The organism is Streptomyces luteolus (genome assembly GCF_029968015.1).
In the GTDB taxonomy this organism is placed as follows: domain Bacteria; phylum Actinomycetota; class Actinomycetes; order Streptomycetales; family Streptomycetaceae; genus Streptomyces; species Streptomyces luteolus.
Genome location: NZ_JASCIS010000024.1, coordinates 50,478 through 67,299, shown reverse-complemented (window position 1 = coordinate 67,299; position 16,822 = coordinate 50,478). Strand labels below are relative to the sequence as shown.

17 protein-coding genes are annotated in these 16,822 nt (G+C 70.1%); 4 read left to right on the top strand and 13 right to left on the bottom strand.

The window, feature by feature from the left end:
• Positions 1-43: 43 nt before the first annotated feature.
• A complete protein-coding gene (locus QIT00_RS23165) occupies positions 44-814 on the top strand; it encodes an SDR family NAD(P)-dependent oxidoreductase (protein ID WP_282537283.1) in 771 nt (256 codons plus the stop codon).
• Between the two features lie 144 nt (positions 815-958).
• Here QIT00_RS23165 and QIT00_RS23160 read toward each other — a convergent pair whose 3' ends face one another.
• Positions 959-2,455, bottom strand: a complete 1,497-nt coding sequence (locus tag QIT00_RS23160) for a hypothetical protein (protein WP_282537282.1) — start codon at positions 2,453-2,455, stop codon at positions 959-961.
• A gap of 212 nt (positions 2,456-2,667) precedes the next feature.
• On the opposite strand from QIT00_RS23160, the gene QIT00_RS23155 reads away from it, so the two are divergent.
• Positions 2,668-4,506: an endonuclease/exonuclease/phosphatase family protein gene (locus QIT00_RS23155; RefSeq protein ID WP_282537281.1), complete on the top strand. Its 1,839-nt coding sequence runs from the start codon at positions 2,668-2,670 to the stop codon at positions 4,504-4,506.
• A gap of 64 nt (positions 4,507-4,570) precedes the next feature.
• Here QIT00_RS23155 and QIT00_RS23150 read toward each other — a convergent pair whose 3' ends face one another.
• Complete coding sequence (locus tag QIT00_RS23150) at positions 4,571-5,290, bottom strand: antibiotic biosynthesis monooxygenase (RefSeq protein WP_282537280.1); 720 nt, start codon at positions 5,288-5,290, stop codon at positions 4,571-4,573.
• A gap of 236 nt (positions 5,291-5,526) precedes the next feature.
• Between QIT00_RS23150 and dapA the strand changes: the two genes are divergently transcribed.
• Entirely contained in the window at positions 5,527-6,468 is a 942-nt protein-coding gene (gene dapA / locus QIT00_RS23145; RefSeq protein WP_282537279.1) for a 4-hydroxy-tetrahydrodipicolinate synthase, read from the top strand.
• An 83-nt stretch (positions 6,469-6,551) separates the two neighbouring features.
• Here dapA and dapD read toward each other — a convergent pair whose 3' ends face one another.
• From dapD to QIT00_RS23130, 3 genes are read right to left on the bottom strand one after another with little or no spacing between them, the layout of a single operon-like run.
• Positions 6,552-7,538: a 2,3,4,5-tetrahydropyridine-2,6-dicarboxylate N-succinyltransferase gene (dapD, locus tag QIT00_RS23140; RefSeq protein ID WP_282537278.1), complete on the bottom strand. Its 987-nt coding sequence runs from the start codon at positions 7,536-7,538 to the stop codon at positions 6,552-6,554.
• Between the two features lie 44 nt (positions 7,539-7,582).
• A complete protein-coding gene (locus QIT00_RS23135; RefSeq protein ID WP_282537277.1) occupies positions 7,583-8,176 on the bottom strand; it encodes a TetR/AcrR family transcriptional regulator in 594 nt (197 codons plus the stop codon).
• Positions 8,176-8,496 (bottom strand): DMT family transporter, encoded by a 321-nt coding sequence (locus QIT00_RS23130; protein ID WP_282537276.1) that lies wholly within the window; start codon positions 8,494-8,496, stop codon positions 8,176-8,178. Before QIT00_RS23130 ends, QIT00_RS23135 begins: the two co-directional genes overlap by 1 nt.
• A gap of 118 nt (positions 8,497-8,614) precedes the next feature.
• On the opposite strand from QIT00_RS23130, the gene QIT00_RS23125 reads away from it, so the two are divergent.
• A complete protein-coding gene (locus QIT00_RS23125; protein ID WP_282537275.1) occupies positions 8,615-9,907 on the top strand; it encodes a hypothetical protein in 1,293 nt (430 codons plus the stop codon).
• 70 nt (positions 9,908-9,977) lie between these two features.
• On the opposite strand, the gene QIT00_RS23120 is transcribed toward QIT00_RS23125, so the two are convergent.
• The 8 genes from QIT00_RS23120 to QIT00_RS23085 all read right to left on the bottom strand — a co-directional run bounded on the left by QIT00_RS23120 (position 9,978) and on the right by QIT00_RS23085 (position 16,677).
• Positions 9,978-10,316, bottom strand: a complete 339-nt coding sequence (locus QIT00_RS23120; protein WP_282537274.1) for a metal-sulfur cluster assembly factor — start codon at positions 10,314-10,316, stop codon at positions 9,978-9,980.
• Positions 10,313-10,786 (bottom strand): Fe-S cluster assembly sulfur transfer protein SufU, encoded by a 474-nt coding sequence (gene sufU, locus QIT00_RS23115; protein ID WP_282537273.1) that lies wholly within the window; start codon positions 10,784-10,786, stop codon positions 10,313-10,315. The genes QIT00_RS23120 and sufU overlap by 4 nt, the downstream gene beginning before the upstream one ends.
• A 51-nt stretch (positions 10,787-10,837) precedes the next feature.
• A complete protein-coding gene (locus QIT00_RS23110) occupies positions 10,838-12,097 on the bottom strand; it encodes a cysteine desulfurase (protein WP_282537272.1) in 1,260 nt (419 codons plus the stop codon).
• Positions 12,094-12,858, bottom strand: a complete 765-nt coding sequence (gene sufC / locus QIT00_RS23105; protein ID WP_282537271.1) for a Fe-S cluster assembly ATPase SufC — start codon at positions 12,856-12,858, stop codon at positions 12,094-12,096. The genes QIT00_RS23110 and sufC overlap by 4 nt, the downstream gene beginning before the upstream one ends.
• A 7-nt stretch (positions 12,859-12,865) precedes the next feature.
• Complete coding sequence (locus tag QIT00_RS23100) at positions 12,866-13,186, bottom strand: bifunctional 3-phenylpropionate/cinnamic acid dioxygenase ferredoxin subunit (protein ID WP_282537270.1); 321 nt, start codon at positions 13,184-13,186, stop codon at positions 12,866-12,868.
• Complete coding sequence (gene sufD / locus QIT00_RS23095) at positions 13,186-14,364, bottom strand: Fe-S cluster assembly protein SufD (RefSeq protein ID WP_282537269.1); 1,179 nt, start codon at positions 14,362-14,364, stop codon at positions 13,186-13,188. Before sufD ends, QIT00_RS23100 begins: the two co-directional genes overlap by 1 nt.
• A 127-nt stretch (positions 14,365-14,491) precedes the next feature.
• Positions 14,492-15,916, bottom strand: coding sequence for a Fe-S cluster assembly protein SufB (sufB, locus tag QIT00_RS23090; RefSeq protein ID WP_282537268.1), 1,425 nt, complete (start codon positions 15,914-15,916; stop codon positions 14,492-14,494).
• On the bottom strand, positions 15,913-16,677 hold the full coding sequence (locus QIT00_RS23085) for a helix-turn-helix transcriptional regulator (protein ID WP_282537267.1): 765 nt from the start codon (positions 16,675-16,677) through the stop codon (positions 15,913-15,915). The genes sufB and QIT00_RS23085 overlap by 4 nt, the downstream gene beginning before the upstream one ends.
• Positions 16,678-16,822: the final 145 nt, after the last annotated feature.

Here is a 16,822-nt window from a genome sequence, read left to right as displayed (position 1 = left end):
AAACGGCGGTTGAACACCGCCCGACGTCTGGAGAGCCGCTTTCATGAACCTGCCTGCCACCGGCCGCCGCCGCGTCCTGGTCTCCGGGGCCTCCCGCGGGCTCGGCCGCGCCGTCGCCCAGGCCTTCGCCGCGCACGGCGACCGGGTCGCCGTGCACTACAACTCCCGCCGTACGGAAGCCGAAGCGACGCTCGCGTCATTGGAGGGCGAGGGGCACGTCCTGGTCGGCGGTGACATCTCCGACCCTGCCGGAGCGGCACGCGTCGCCGAGGAGGCGTTCACGGGGCTCGGCGGGATCGACGTACTGGTGAACAACGCGGCGGTCAACGTCCGGCATCCGCTGCCGGACACCTCGTACGGGGAGTGGGCGGCGCAGTGGCAGCAGCATGTCGCGGTGAACCTGCTGGCCACGGCGAACCTGAGCCATCTCGCGGGGCGCCGGATGATCGAGCAGGGCACGGGCGGGCGGATCGTCAACGTCGGCTCGCGGGGCGCGTTCCGGGGCGAGCCGGACCATCCGGCGTACGGGGCGACGAAGGCGGCGGTGCACGCGCTCGGGCAGTCGCTCGCGGTGTCGCTCGGGCCGTACGGGATCGGGGTCGCGTCGGTGGCGCCGGGCTTCTTCGAGACGGAGCGGGTGGCGGGGCGCCTTGAGGGCGCGGAGGGCGAGGCGATCCGCGCGCAGTCGCCGTTCGGGCGGGTGGGGGCGGCGGAGGAGATCGCTGCGGCGGTGCGGTGGCTCGCGTCCCCGGAGGCGGAGTGGGCGTCGGGGACGGTGTTGGACCTCAACGGGGCTTCTCACTTGCGGACATGAACCGGCACCCGGCGCCGGGGCTGAACTCGTCGTTCAGCGCACTCGGCGCCGGGGGTTGTGCCCACCCTCCCCCAAGCTCTCGGCTTCGCTCGAGCAGGGGGGACCCCCATCGCCCTGCGGAACAACTGCCCACAACGATAAAAACTAGCGGCCGGCGCTTCGCGCCTTGAACGCTGCCTTGCGGGCCTCCTTGGCTACCTTCTTGTCGGGGTGCAGCCGCCCCATCGCCTCCAGCACATCCGCCGTGGCCGGGTGGTCCACCCGCCAGGCCGTGTCGAAGAACCCCCCGTGCTGCTGCGCCAAGCCCTCGACGAGCCCCTGGAGTTCCTCCGAGTTGCCCTCGGCCGCGAGCTGCGCGGCGACCGTGTCGATCGTCAGCCAGTAGATCATCGCCTCGGAGGGCGGCGGTACGTCGGCGGCGCCGTGCTCGGTGAGCCAGACGCGGGCGAGGCCGCCGAGCTCAGGGTCGTCGAGGACCTCGCGGAGCGCGGGCTCGGCCTCCCCGCCGACCAGGGACAGGGCCTGCTGGCAGCGGAGCCGGCGCAGCGGCGCGTCCTCGTCGCCGCCGCGGGCGGCACCCAGCAACTCCCGTGCCGCGGGCAGCGGTTGGTGCTGCCGCAGCCACAGCTCGGTCTCGGCGCGCGCGGCGCCCTCGGGGAAGTCGGCGGTCGCGGCGAGCAGGACGTCGGCACCCTTGTCCGCGAGGTCGCCGACCGCCGGGGCGTCGATCCCGGCGTCCAGCATGCGGGAGCGCACGCCGTACAGGCCGAGCGGGGTGAGGCGGACCATGCCGTAGCGGCTGATGTCCTCCTCGTCCGGGGAGAGTTCGGCGGGCTCCTCGCCGGCCTCGGCCATCAGCGCCTCGTCGACCGGGGTGAAGTCGACGAGCCCGACGGGTTCGAGCAGCCGGAACTGGTCGTCGAGCCGCATCATCGCGTCGGAGACCTGCTCCAGGACGTCGTCGGAAGGCTCGCCCATGTCGTCCGGCACGATCATGGACGCGGCGAGCGCGGGCAGCGGCACGGGGGCGTCGGCCGGGGCGTCCTCGGCGACGGTGAGGAGATAGAGGTTGCCGAGGACGCCCTCCAGGAACTCGGCCTCCGCCTCCGGGTCCCAGCCCAGGCTGTCGAGGTCGATCTCGCCGCCCTCCTCCAGAGCGCCGACGAGGTCGTCCAGGTCGGGCACGGCGGCGTCGGCGAGGACCGTGTCGAGGGCGGTGAGCCAGATGGAGAGGACGTCCTGCGGGGAGCCGGAGGTGAGCAGGGCGAGCTCCTCGCCCTGGGTGACGGTGGCCTCGGGCTCGTCCCCGTCGCCCTCCCCGGACTCCCCGGCCTCCTCGGCCTCCTCGGCCTCCTCGGCCTCCTCGGTGATCTCCACGAGGCCGGTGTCGACGGCCACGCGCCACGCCTCGCTCGCGTATCCGGGCCCGTCCTCGTCGTCCGCCGCGTACCCGAGGAGTGCGGCGGCCTCGGGGAGCTGCTCGTCGGCGAGTTCGCCGCCCGCCCCGACCCGGGTGTCCGGCCCCGCCCAGCGAGCGAGCCGCACGGCGCGGGCGAGCAGCGGAACGGTGAGCGCGTCGCGCGCCAGTTCCGCCTCGGAGTTCAGCCGCACCGGCGGCAGGGTGGGGCGTTCTGGGGACATGGAGTGGTTCTCCTCGGACGGTCAGGGCTTGGCGGCTCCCAGCGTAGACGGATTTCCACCCAAGCAGCCCGGTTCATGGGTACGTGGACGTTCCTTCGACGGGCGTACACCGGCCGAGCCTTGACAACTCCCTTGGCCACACAAGAGATTGACGCGCGTAGAGAGCCTGTGCAACTCCTCACCCCCCATCTGACACCTTCTGGAGTCCGACGATGCCCTCGCGTATATCCCGCAGATCCACCGCCGTCGCCGCCGTGCTCGCCACCGCGCTTGCGGCCGGCCTGATCACCGTCTCGACCACCTCGTCCGCCTCGGCCGCGGAGATCCGTGTGCACGACGTCCAGGGCGGCACCCGGCTCTCCCCGCTGGCCGGGGAGCGGGTGAAGGACGTGCCGGGCACGGTGACGGGGGTGCGTACGTACGGGGCGCGCGGCTTCTGGATCCAGGACACCGCGCCCGACGGCGACCCGGCGACGAGCGAGGGCGTCTTCGTCCACACCGGCTCGACCACGCCGACCGTCAAGCCCGGTGACGTCGTACGGGTCTCCGGCACCGTCAGCGAGTACGTGCCGGGCGGCGCCGACTCCGGCAACCAGTCGGTCACGCAGATCACCAAGCCGACGGTGGCCGTGGAGTCCTCGGGCGGCGCGGTGCCGAAGCCGCGGCGGATCGACGCGGACGCCGTGCCCTCGGCGTACACCCCGAAGGGCGACCCGGCGGACGGCGGCAGCATCAACAAGCTCGCGCTCGACCCGGAGGCGTACGCCCTGGACTTCTACGAGTCCCTGGAGGGCATGAACGTCTCGGTCGGCTCCTCGCGGGTGGTCGGCGCGACCGACCCGTACCACGAGCTGTGGATCACGGTGAAGCCGGACGAGAACCGCAGTCGGCGCGGCGGCACGGTGTACGGCTCGTACGCGGCGCAGAACACCGGACGGCTGCAGATCCAGTCGCTGACGCCGGTCGCGGAGAAACCGTTCCCCAGGGCGGACGTCGGGGATGTGCTGTCCGGTACGACCGAAGGGCCCCTGGACTTCAACCAGTTCGGCGGCTACACGCTGACGGCCCGCACGCTCGGCGAGGTCACCGGCAAGGGCCTGGCGCGCGAGAAGACCCGCAGGCAGGGCGCGGACGAGCTGGCGGTCGCCACGTACAACGTGGAGAACCTGGACCCGAAGGACCCGCAGGAGAAGTTCGACGCGCTCGCGCAGGCCGTCGTCGCCAACCTGGCGAGCCCGGACGTCCTCGCCCTGGAGGAGATCCAGGACGACAACGGCGCGACGGACGACGGCACGGTGTCCGCCGAGGAGACGCTGAAGAAGTTCACGGCGGCGATCGCGAAGGCGGGGGGCCCGGCGTACGAGTGGCGCTCGATCGACCCGGAGGACAAGAAGGACGGCGGTGAGCCGGGCGGCAACATCCGTCAGGTGTTCCTCTTCAACCCGGAGCGGGTGGCGTTCAGGGACCGGCCGGGCGGCGACGCGACGACCGGTACGGACGTGGTGCGCAGCCGGGGCCGTGCCGCGCTGACCCACTCACCCGGCCGGATCGACCCGACGGACGCGGCGTGGGAGAACAGCCGCAAGCCGCTGGCCGGCGAGTTCGTCTTCCGCGGCCGTACGGTCTTCGTGATCGCCAACCACTTCGGCTCGAAGGGCGGCGACGAGTCGCTGGTCTCGCACCACCAGCCGCCGAACCGCTCCTCGGAGAAGCAGCGGCATCTGCAGGCGGCGTCGGTCAACGCGTTCGTGAAGAAGGTCCTGAAGGCGCAGAAGAGCGCGGACGTCGTGGTGCTCGGTGACATCAACGACTTCGAGTTCTCGGCCACGACCGAGACCCTCACGGCCGGCGGCGCACTGAAGGCGGCCGTCAAGTCCCTTCCGCGCGCGGAGCGTTACTCGTACGTCTACCAGGGCAACTCCCAGGTTCTCGACCAGATCCTGACGAGCCCGGGGGTCGGTCGGTTCGCGTACGACAGCGTGCACATCAACGCCGAGTTCGCGCGGCAGAACAGCGACCACGACCCGCAGGTGCTGCGGTTCCGGCCGTAAGGCGGGGGGGTGACGCGGGAGTGAGGCGGGGTGCGGCGCCCGGAACGGCGCACCCCGCCCCTCGTTACCCGTTGCTGAGGCTCACGGCGGGCAGGTACCGCTTGAATCCGCCTCCCTCCGCGAGGCCCGGGTGGTGCTGCACCCGGTGCCAGGCCTCGGTGGCCGAGCCGATGCCGTCGCCGGGGGCGGCGAGCGCCTCGATGTGCGCCTGCTCGCTCTCCCACTCCGCGTAGTTCATGACCCGGGTGCCGTCGAGGCTGGTGTGGAAGGACGCCGAGATGCCGCCCGGGTGGGGCTCGTCGCTGTCGAGCGCTGCGAAGACGAGGTCGACCCACTCGCGCTGCCGCTGCGGATCGGGCCCGACGAACGGCACGTCGACGATGACGACGCAGCCGGGCACGCGCGCCTGGTCGGCCTCGTCGTTCAGGGATCGCCCTCGGTACAGCTCGTACGTGCGCAGCCCGAGCCGCTCGATGCCGGGGACGGCGGCGTCGATGTCGGCGTTCCGCGCGTCCCGCCCGTTGCCCGCGGCGGCGGAGAACTCCTCGTAGGCGTCGAGGTCGCGCCACTGCGAGTAGTGCAGCAGCGTGGAGCCGTCAGTTCCGGTGTAGACGCTGTACGAGAGCAGCCCCTCGTGCGGCCACTCCCGGCTCTCCCAGGCCTTGGTGATCGCCTCGACGGCAGCCTTCTGCCCCTCGGGCGTGCGGACGGCCCAGGTACTGGAGAGGACGACGCCGACCCCGCCCCTGCGCGGGTCGGGCAGGATGCTGCGCTGCACGGACATGGTGACCTCCCTGTGGATACGGGCACGGCCCCGGGTGGCGCCGTGATCACCATGCTCGAACTTGAACTTCGGTTGAGGTCAAGCGCGTTCGACCGTCCCTTCGGACCGGCTGGCCCCGCTTCCCCGCACGCCCGCTCCCGCCACGGCGAGGGGTCACCCTGGGTGTAGCACCGCTTACCCGTACCCTGAAGCAGAATTAAGTGGAGTCCGTGCCACCGCGTACCGAGACTGCACGCATGACCTCAGCCTCGCCCCTCGGCCGCGCCCTCTGCGCGATGATCACGCCCTTCGACGCTTCCGGCGCCCTCGACCCGGAGGGCGCCGGGCGGCTGGCCGTGCGGCTCGTCGACGAGGGCTGCGACGGCCTCGTCCTGTCCGGCACCACCGGCGAGTCCCCGACGACCAGCGACGCCGAGAAGGCCCGGCTGATCCGCGCGGTCCGGGAGGCCGTCGGCGACCGGGCCTCGATCGTGGCCGGGGTCGGCAGCGCGGACACCGCGCACGCCAAGGAGCTGGCCAGGCAGGCCGAACAGGCGGGCGCGGACGGCCTGTTGCTGCTCACGCCGTACTACAGCAAGCCCCCGCAGGACGCGATCGAGGAGCACTTCCGTACGGTCGCGGACACCACGGGCCTCCCGGTGCTGCTCTACGACATCCCGGGCCGCACCGGCACCCGCATCGAACCGGAGACGATGCTGCGCCTGGCCGAGCACCCGCGGATCGTCGGCGTGAAGGACTGCGCGTACGACCTGCTCGGCACGCAGAAGGTCCTGGCGCGCACGGAGTTGGCGTACTACACGGGCTGCGAGGAGTTCATCCTGCCGCTGTACGCGGTCGGCGGCGCCGGGTACATCAGCACGGTGGCGAACGTCGTACCCGCGGAGCTGCGCGCAATCCTGGACGCGTTCGACGCGGGTGACACGGCGGGCGCCACGCTGCTGCAGCGGCTCGCGCTGCCGCTGATGGAGCTGATGATGGCGGACGGCCTGCCCGGCGCGGTGACAGCGAAGGCCCTGCTCGGCGCACTGGGATTGCCCGCGGGCCCGGTACGAGCACCGCTGCGGGCGGCGGACGAGGGGCGGACGGCTCGGCTGGTGATGGCGTACGGGGCCACAAATTCAGCCCGTCCGGCAAATCCAGCCCGTCCGGCGTTTGAGGACGAGGCCGCAGGCCGATAAAAAGCCCGTCCGGCGTTTGAGGACGAGCCCGAAGGGCGACTTACGGCAACCGAGTCAACGGAACCCGCAAGTCGCCCTAACAACTAGTCGTTGGAGTGCAGAACCTCGTTCAGCCCGCCCCACACCGCATTGTTCGGCCGAGCCTCCACCGCACCGGTCGTGGAGTTGCGGCGGAACAGGATGTTCGAAGCCCCGGACAGCTCGCGGGCCTTCACGATCTGCCCGTCGGGCATCGTCACCCGCGTACCCGCCGTGACGTAGAGCCCGGCCTCGACCACGCACTCGTCGCCGAGCGCGATGCCGATGCCCGCCTCCGCGCCGATCAGGCAGCGCTCGCCGATGGAGATGCGCTCCTTGCCGCCGCCGGAGAGCGTGCCCATGGTGGACGCTCCGCCGCCGATGTCCGAGCCGTCACCGATGACGACGCCCGCGGAGATGCGGCCCTCGACCATCGACGTGCCGAGCGTGCCGGCGTTGAAGTTGACGAAGCCCTCGTGCATGACGGTGGTGCCCTCGGCGAGGTGCGCGCCGAGGCGGACGCGGTCGGCGTCGGCGATGCGCACGCCCTTGGGAGCGACGTAGTCCGTCATGCGCGGGAACTTGTCGACCGAGGTGACCGAGAGGTGCAGGCCCTCGGCGCGGGCGTTCAGGCGGACCGTCTCCAGGTCGTCGACGGCGACCGGGCCGAGCGAGGTCCAGGCGTTGTTGGAGAGCAGGCCGAAGACGCCGTCCAGGTTCTGGCCGTGCGGCTGGACCAGGCGGTGCGAGAGCAGGTGCAGGCGCAGGTACGCGTCGTGCGCGTCGAGCGGCTTGTCGTCGAGGGACGCGATGACCGTACGGACGGCGACGATCTCGACGCCGCGGCGGGCGTCCTTGCCGATGGCCTGGGCGGCGCCCTCGCCGAGCAGTTCGGTGGCGCGGTCGGCGGTGAGCTTCTCGGTTCCGGCCGGGCCCGGCTCGGCGGTGAGCTCGGGGGCGGGGAACCAGGTGTCGAGAACGGTGCCGTCGGCGGTGATGGTGGCGAGGCCGGCGGCGACGGCGCCGGTGGTGCGGGAAGTCGTGTCGGTCATGACAGGAAACCTAACCGGCGCGGCCCCGCCGAGGCGAACCGGTCTCACCGTCCGGTCGCGGCCCCGCTCCCTTTGCCCGCTCGATCTCCCTCTGCCCCCTCGATGACCCGCGCGAGCATCTCCCGCGCGTACTCCTCGTCGTACGCGCCGCCCGTGAGCAGCACCTGCAGACAGATCCCGTCGAGCATGGCGGCGGTCGCGCGGGCCGTGACCGGGTCGGTGCGGCGGGCGATCAGGGCGCCGACCTCCTCGCACCACTCGGCGGCGACGGGCCGGAGCGCGGGGCGGCGCAGCGCCGCGAGGTAGAGCTCGTACTCCAACTCGACGCCGGTGCGGTCGCCGTCGAGCCACTCGCCGGTGAGCCGGGCCAGCTCGGCGGCGAGGTCGGCGCCCGGGTCGGCGAGGGCGCCGCCGTGTTCCCGTACGACCTTCGCGAAGCCCTCGTTGGTCTGCCGCAGCGCGGCCACCATCAGGTCGTCGAGCGTCTTGAAGTGGTACGTGGTCGAGCCGAGCGGCACATCGGCCTCGGCGGCGACGGTGCGGTGGCTGAGGCCGTTGATGCCCTTGGCGCCGACGACCCGGATCGCGGCGTCGATGATCCGCTGGCGCCGCTCGGGGTCGTACCTGCGCCCGGCCATCAGTGCGCCCCGCCCAGATTGAGCAGCACGACACCGCCGATCACCAGGGCGATCCCGGCGATCTTGGCGAGGCTCGTGGACTCGCCGAGGAAGAGCATGCCGATGACGGCGACGGCGGCCGTGCCGACCCCGGCCCAGATCGCGTACGCGGTGCCGACCTGCATGGTCTTCAGCGTCTGTGCGAGCAGGGTGAAGGCGAGCAGATAGCCGGCGACCGTGGCGAGCGAGGGCCAAAGGCGCGTGAAGCCCTCGCTGTACTTCATGGCCGTCGTCCCGGCCACCTCCGCCGCGATGGCCGCGGCCAGCAGTCCGTATCCCATGTGTACCAGCGTACATAACGTTGTGTACGTGCGTACACAGAACGGTCGCTCGTTCCTGCCGGAGCGGGACCGGCTACCGTGTCCCGGTCCAGGGGGACGAATCACAGGAGCGAGACGCATGTCGATGGACAAGGGGCGGGGCGGGGCCGAGCAGCCGGAAGAGGCGGCCGGTTCCGGAGGAGCGGAACAGCCACCGCAGGACGCACCACCGCCGCAGGACGCACCGCCGCCACAGCAGCAGCAGCCGCCGCAGGCACCGCCGCCGGACGGGGCGTACGCGGCGTACGGACAGCATCCGCAGTACCCGCAGTACCCGCAGTACGGCCCGGGACCGTATCCGCCGCCCGGTCCCGGCCCGTTCGCCTGGGGGCTGCCGCCCGCGCCGAAGCCCGGCGTGATCCCGCTGCGTCCGCTGCAGCTCGGCGACGTCCTGGGCGGCACGTTCGCCACGGTCGGCCGCTGCTGGCGCGCACTGTTCGGGATATCCCTGATCGCGTACGGCGGCGCGCTGATCGCCGTCGTCCTCGCCCTCGGCCTGGCGTACGTGTTCGTCGGCGACCACTTCCGCGCCTTCGTCGACAGCTCGGAGTACGGGGAGCCGCTCTGGTCCGACACCCTGCCGGTGATCGTCGCGGGCATCTCGGTCTGGGTGTTCGCGCTGATCGCGATGCTCGTCGCGTCCGCGATGGTCTCCGCGGTCTGCCCGGCGGCCTTGCAGGACGCGGTGCTCGGGCGGCCCTCGGCCTTCGGCACGGTCTGGCGCCGCACCATGGCGCGCGTTCCGGCCGTCATCGGCACCGGCCTGCTCACGGCGCTGATCGTGGCGATCCCGTTCCTGCTGTTCCTCGGCGTCGGCCTGGTCGTCACGGTCGTCTCGTACACCGAGCAGAGCAACCCCGGGGCGGTCCTCGCGCTGTGGTTCCTCGGGCTGCTCGCGCTGCTGCCGCTGGTCATGTGGCTGTGGGTGCGCTTCTCGCTCGCCCCCGCGGTCGCCGTCTTCGAGTCGGCGGGACCGGTCACGGCGCTGCGCCGCTCGACCCGTCTGGTGCGCGGCTCCTGGTGGCGGATCTTCGGCATCTCGCTGCTGGTCTACCTGATGGCGGGCGTCGCCGGGTACTTCATCCAGATCCCGTTCAACATGATCGGGATGTTCTCGGCGATGCCGACCGCCGGCGCCATGGGCCCGAACCCCGAACCCGCCGAAGTCTTCGCCACCATGGGCGTGTTCATGTTCTTCATCATGATCGGCGCCCTGGTCAGCCAGCTGGTCACGGCCCTGTTCCCGCAGCTCGCCGTCAGCCTGCTCTACGTCGACCAGCGCATCCGCAAGGAGAGCCTGGACGTCACCCTCGCCCAGGCGGCGGGCGTCCCGCTGACACCGGCGCCCGCTCCGGCCCCGTACCAGGGCTGAGCACGCGAAGAGGCCCCCGGAGCAGCTCGCTCCGGGGGCCTCTTCGTACGTACGCGTACGCGGTGGTGGCTCAGACGTTGAATCCGAGCGCGCGCAGCTGCTCGCGGCCGTCGTCCGTGATCTTGTCCGGGCCCCACGGCGGCATCCAGACCCAGTTGATGCGCAGCTCGCTGACCAGGCCCTCGGTGGCCGACTTGGCCTGGTCCTCGATCACATCGGTCAGCGGGCAGGCCGCCGACGTCAGGGTCATGTCGATCGTCGCGATGTTCGCGTCGTCGACGTGGATGCCGTAGATCAGGCCCAGGTTGACGACGTCGATGCCCAGCTCGGGGTCGACGACGTCCATCAGCGCCTCGCGGACCTCCTCCTCGGAGGCCGGCTTCAACGTGGCCGTCTCGTTGTCACTCATGCGGTCTTCCTCGCTGTGGTCTCGCGGTCCTCGCCGAATGCCTGGGCGGTCGCGTCCTTCCACGCCATCCAGCTCAGCAGAGCGCACTTCACCCGTGCCGGGTACTTGGAGACTCCGGCGAACGCGACCGCGTCCTCCAGGGTCTCCTCCATCGTGTCGTCCGGCTCGATCTTGCCCTTGGACTGCATCAGCTCCAGGAAGACTTCCTGGATCCGCTGCGCCTCGGCCAGTTCCTTGCCGACGAGCAGTTCGTTCAGCACGGACGCGCTGGCCTGGCTGATCGAGCAGCCCTGTCCTTCGTACGAGACGTCCGCGATGCGCTCGCCGTCGTACTTCACCCGGAGCGTGATCTCGTCACCGCACGTCGGGTTGACGTGGTGCACCTCGGCGTCGCCGTCGCGCAGACCGCGTCCGTGCGGGTGCTTGTAGTGATCCAGGATCACGTCCTGGTACATGGAGTCCAGCTTCACCAGTCAGCCCTGTCCGTCTCTGTTTCCCTTGTCCTCGGCGTTTCCGTGGCCTCAGCCGAAGAAGTTCCGTACGTGCTCCAGGCCCTCGACCAAGGCGTCCACCTCGGCCGGAGTGGAGTACAGATAGAACGACGCTCGCGTGGTCGCAGGAATTCCGTACCGCAGGCAGACCGGGCGCGCGCAGTGGTGGCCCACGCGGACCGCGATGCCCTGCTCGTCGAGGACCTGGCCCACGTCGTGCGGGTGGATGTCGCCGAGCGTGAAGGAGATCGCGGCGCCGCGGTCCTCGGCCGTGGTGGGGCCGATGATGCGCAGGTCCGGGACTTCCTGGAGACGCTTGACGGCGTACTCCGTGATCGCGTGCTCATGCTGCGCGATCTTGTCCATGCCGATCGAGGAGAGGTAGTCCACCGCCGCCCCGAGGCCGATGGCCTGCGAGATCGGCGGGGTGCCCGCCTCGAACTTGTGCGGCGCGGGGGCGTACGTCGACGAGTGCATCGAGACGGTCTCGATCATCTCGCCGCCGCCGAGGAACGGGGGCAGGTCCTCCAGGAGTTCCTGCCGTCCCCACAGCACGCCGATACCGGTCGGGCCGCACATCTTGTGGCCGGTGAAGGCGACGAAGTCGGCCTGCAGCGCCTGCACGTCGAGCGGCATGTGCGGCGCGGCCTGGGAGGCGTCGACGCAGACAAGCGCGCCGACCTCCTGGGCGCGGCGCACGATCGCCTCGACCGGGTTGACCGTGCCCATGATGTTCGAGACCAGCGTGAAGGAGACGATCTTCGTCTTCTCGTTGATGATCTCGTTGATGTCGGACAGGTCGAGGCGGCCGTCGTCGGTGAGGCCGAACCACTTCAGCTTCGCGCCCGTGCGCTGCGCGAGCAGCTGCCAGGGAACGATGTTGGAGTGGTGCTCCATCTCCGTGATGACGATCTCGGTGTCGCTGTCCACGCGGTAGGGCTCGTCGGCCCAGCCGAGCATGTTCGCCACGAGGTTGAGCGACTCCGAGGCGTTCTTCGTGAAGATCACCTCGTTGCGGCTCGGGGCGTTGATGAACTCGGCGACCTTGTCACGCGCGCCTTCGTACAGCGCCGTGGCCTCCTCGGCGAGGACGTGCACGCCGCGGTGGACGTTGGCGTTGTGCTGCTCGTAGTACTCGCTGAGCACGTCGAGCACCTGGCGCGGCGTCTGGGAGGTCGCCGCGTTGTCCAGGTAGACGAGCTTCTTGCCGTCGTGGAGCACCCGATCCAGGATCGGGAAGTCCTTGCGGAGCGTCTCCGTGTCGAGGAGGCCCGGCAGCTGCTGTGTCACGCCGTTGCGCCGCCCTTCACGTACTTGTCGTAGCCCTCGTTCTCAAGCTGGTCGGCGAGCTCGGCACCGCCGGACTCGACGATGCGGCCGCCCGCGAACACGTGGACGTAGTCGGGCTTGATGTAGCGCAGGATGCGCGTGTAGTGGGTCACCAGGAGGGTGCCGACGTCGCCGTTCTCACGGACGCGGTTGATGCCCTCGGAGACGATGCGCAGCGCGTCGACGTCCAGGCCGGAGTCGGTCTCGTCGAGGATCGCGATCTTCGGCTTGAGCAGCTCCAGCTGGAGGATCTCGTGGCGCTTCTTCTCACCGCCGGAGAAGCCCTCGTTGACGTTGCGCTCGGCGAAGGACGGGTCCATGTTGAGGCGCTCCATGGCCTCCTTGACCTCCTTCACCCAGGTGCGCAGCTTGGGGGCCTCGCCGCGGATCGCCGTCGCCGACGTACGCAGGAAGTTGGAGACGGAGACACCCGGGACCTCGACCGGGTACTGCATCGCGAGGAAGACGCCGGCGCGGGCGCGTTCGTCGACCTCCATCTCCAGGACGTTCTCGCCGTCGAGCGTGACGGTGCCGGAGGTGATCGTGTACTTCGGGTGACCCGCGAGGGAGTAGGCGAGCGTCGACTTGCCGGAGCCGTTCGGGCCCATGATGGCGTGGGTCTCGCCCTGCTTCACGGTCAGGTCGACACCCTTGAGGATCTCCTTCGTGGCGTTGTCGGCCTCGACGGTGACGTGCAGGTCTCGGATTTCAAGCGTTGCCATGGGTGCCTCAGGACTCCTGGGTGAGGGAGACGAGTACATCGTCTCCTTCGATCTTTACGGGGTATACGGGGACGGGGCGCGTCGCGGGTAGGCCGGACGGCTTGCCGGTGCGGAGGTCGAACGCGGAGCCGTGCAGCCAGCACTCGATCTGGCAGTCCTCCACTTCGCCCTCGGAGAGGGAGACGTTCGCGTGCGAGCAGATGTCGTTGATCGCGAACACCTCGCCCTCGGTCTGGACGACGGAGATCGGCGTGCCGTCGAGTTCCACCCGCTTCGGGGTGTCCTCCTCCAGCTCGCTCAGGCCGCAGACGCGTACGAAGCCCGCCATCAGACGGTGGCCTCCAGCTCCGTCTCGATCTTCGCGATGAGGCGCTCCTCGATGTCCGGGACACCGATCTGCTGGACCAGCTCGGCGAAGAAGCCGCGCACGACGAGGCGGCGGGCCTCGACCTGCGGGATGCCGCGGGCCATCAGGTAGAAGAGCTGCTCGTCGTCGAAGCGGCCGGTGGCACTGGCGTGGCCGGCGCCGACGATCTCGCCGGTCTCGATCTCCAGGTTCGGCACGGAGTCGACCCGGGCACCGTCGGTCAGAACCAGGTTGCGGTTCATCTCGTACGTGTCGGTGCCCTCGGCGGCAGCCTCGATGAGGACGTCACCGATCCACACGGCGTGCGCGTCGTCGCCCTGGAGGGCGCCCTTGTACGTGACGTTGGACTTGCAGTGCGGGACGTTGTGGTCGACCAGGAGGCGGTGCTCCTGGTGCTGGCCGGCGTCCGTGAAGTACAGGCCGAGCAGCTCGGCCTCGGCTCCGGGGCCCGCGTAGTTGACGCGCGGGTGGATGCGGACGACGTCGCCGCCGAAGGTCACGACGACCGACTTGAAGGTGGCGTCGCGGCCGACCAGGGCGTTGTGCTGGGAGACGTGGACGGCGGTGTCGTCCCAGTCCTGCACGGAGACCACGGTGACCTTGGCGCCGTCGCCGACGATGAAGTCGACGTTGGCGGCGCGCACGGCGTCACCGGTGTGGTCGATGACGATGACAGCCTCGGCGAAGGCGCCGACGTCGAAGACGGTGTGCCCGAAGGTGGTGCCGCCCTCGCCGTGCAGCGTGACGCGCACGGGCTGGTCGAGCACCTGCTCCTTGGGGACCGAGACGACGGTGGCCTTCTCGAAGGAGGAGAACGCCTGCGCGGCGACGCGGTCGACGGGCGTGCCCGCCTTGCCGATGCGGGCGTCGTCCCGGCCGACCGACTCGACGGTGACGCCCTCGGGCGCGTCGATCTCGGCCTTCAGGGCGCCGTCGGCCTTCGCGGTGCCGTCGTGCAGGCCCTTGAGGCGGTCGAGCGGCGTGAAGCGCCACTCCTCCTCGCGGCCGTGCGGGACCGGGAAGTCGGCCACGTCGAACGACGGGGGCGCGCTCATGCGCGTCGCGACGGTGGACTCGGCGGCCACTGCGACCGAGCCGGCGGTGGTGGAACCCACCGGGAGATTCTGAGCCTCAGCCATGGCTGTCGTAGTGCTCACTTTCTTGGATCAAGACGTGTAGCTGCTTCGGATCGAGGGTCGATCAGCGAGCGATCGAGGAGCGGGAGCCGGGCCGGTCGAGCACCGCCCGGCCCCCGCGGCCGGTGCCTTAACCGACCGCGCCCTCCATCTGCAGCTCGATCAGCCGGTTGAGCTCCAGTGCGTACTCCATCGGCAGCTCCTTGGCGATCGGCTCGACGAAGCCGCGCACGATCATGGCCATGGCCTCGAACTCGGTCATGCCGCGGCTCATCAGGTAGAAGAGCTGGTCCTCGGAGACCTTGGAGACGGTGGCCTCGTGGCCCATGGAGACATCGTCCTCGCGGACGTCCACGTACGGGTACGTGTCCGAGCGCGAGATGGTGTCGACGAGCAGGGCGTCACAGAGGACGTTGGACTTGGAGCCCGGTGCGCCCTCGCCGATCTCGACCAGACCGCGGTACGACGTACGACCGCCGCCGCGGGCCACGGACTTGGAGACGATGTTGGACGAGGTGTTCGGCGCCATGTGGACCATCTTGGAGCCGGCGTCCTGGTGCTGCCCCTCGCCCGCGAAGGCGATGGACAGGGTCTCGCCCTTGGCGTGCTCGCCCATCAGGTAGACGGCCGGGTACTTCATGGTGACCTTGGAGCCGATGTTGCCGTCGATCCACTCCATGGTCGCGCCCTCGTACGCCACGGCGCGCTTGGTGACCAGGTTGTAGACGTTGTTCGACCAGTTCTGGATGGTCGTGTAGCGGCAGCGGGCGCCCTTCTTGACGATGATCTCGACGACCGCGGAGTGCAGCGAGTCCGACTGGTAGATCGGCGCGGTGCAGCCCTCGACGTAGTGGACGTAGGCGTCCTCGTCGACGATGATCAGCGTCCGCTCGAACTGGCCCATGTTCTCGGTGTTGATCCGGAAGTAGGCCTGGAGCGGGATCTCCACGTGCACGCCCTTCGGCACGTAGATGAAGGATCCGCCGGACCAGACGGCCGTGTTCAGCGACGCGAACTTGTTGTCGCCGACGGGGATGACGGTGCCGAAGTACTCCTTGAAGAGTTCCTCGTGCTCCTTCAGCGCGGTGTCGGTGTCGACGAAGATGACGCCCTGCTCCTCCAGGTCCTCACGGATCTGGTGGTAGACGACCTCCGACTCGTACTGCGCGGCGACACCGGCGACGAGGCGCTGCTTCTCCGCCTCGGGGATGCCGAGCTTGTCGTATGTGTTCTTGATGTCCTCGGGCAGGTCCTCCCAGGAGGTGGCCTGCTTCTCCGTGGACCGCACGAAGTACTTGATGTTGTCGAAGTCGATGCCGGAGAGGTCTGAGCCCCAGTTCGGCATGGGCTTCTTGTCGAACAGGCGCAGGCCCTTGAGGCGGAGCTTGGTCATCCACTCCGGCTCGTTCTTCTTCGCCGAGATGTCGCGGACGACGGCCTCGTTCAGGCCGCGCTTGGCTGCGGCACCGGCCGCGTCGGAGTCGGCCCAGCCGTATTCGTACTTGCCCAGGCCCTCCAGCTCGGGGTGAGCAGTCTCCTCGATGGGGAGCGTCATGCGGGGTTCCTCCCGGCCGTGCTTGCAGATGCTGTGGTGGTCTTCGGTTCTTGCTGTGGCGAGACGGTCTCGACGCGGGGGATGAAGGTGGTGCACACCCCGTCCCCGTGGGCGATGGTGGCCAGTCGCTGCACATGGGTGCCGAGCAGATGGCTGAAGAGTTCCGTCTCCGCCTCGCACAGCTGCGGGAACTGTTCGGCCACATGGGCGACCGGGCAGTGGTGCTGACACAGCTGCTCGCCCCGTTGCGGGAGGGGCGCGCTACGCGCCGTAGCAGCGTACCCGTCGGCCGTGAGTGCCCGGGCCAGGGTCTCCGCCCGCTGTTCGGGGGCCACGGCGGCCAGCTGCTCGCGGTATTTCTCCGCGGTGGCGACCAGCCGGGCGCGCGCGAAGGCGGCGACCGCTGCGTCCCCGAGTTCCCCGCCGCCGGCCGACTGGGAGATCCAGTGCAGCGCCTCGGCGGCGAGCTTGTCGTAGGACTGGTCGAAGGCGTCCCGGCCGCAGTCGGTCAGGGCGAACACCTTGGCCGGGCGGCCTCGGGTGCGCGCTCCGTAGACCCGCTGCTCACGGGGTGCCACTACGTCGTCGGCGACCAGGGCGTCGAGATGCCTGCGCACCGCGGCCTGGGTGAGGCCGAGCCTGCCTGCGAGCTCGGCCACGGTGGACGGTCCGTGGTCCAGGATGGAGCGCGCGACGCGGTTGCGCGTACTGCGCTCACCGGTCGCGAGTTCCTCCTGCGGAGCCTCGCCAACGTTTTTCACAACGCCATTGTTGCGTAATTCCTCTGGCTCCGTAAAGCCGCGCCCGAACCCCTCGCCGGTGGCCTCGATCACTAAGGTTCACCTAATTTCTGTGTGTTTCCACGGTGCCCGGCGGTCTGCGCGGCCTGTCCGTGGTGGGAAGCCA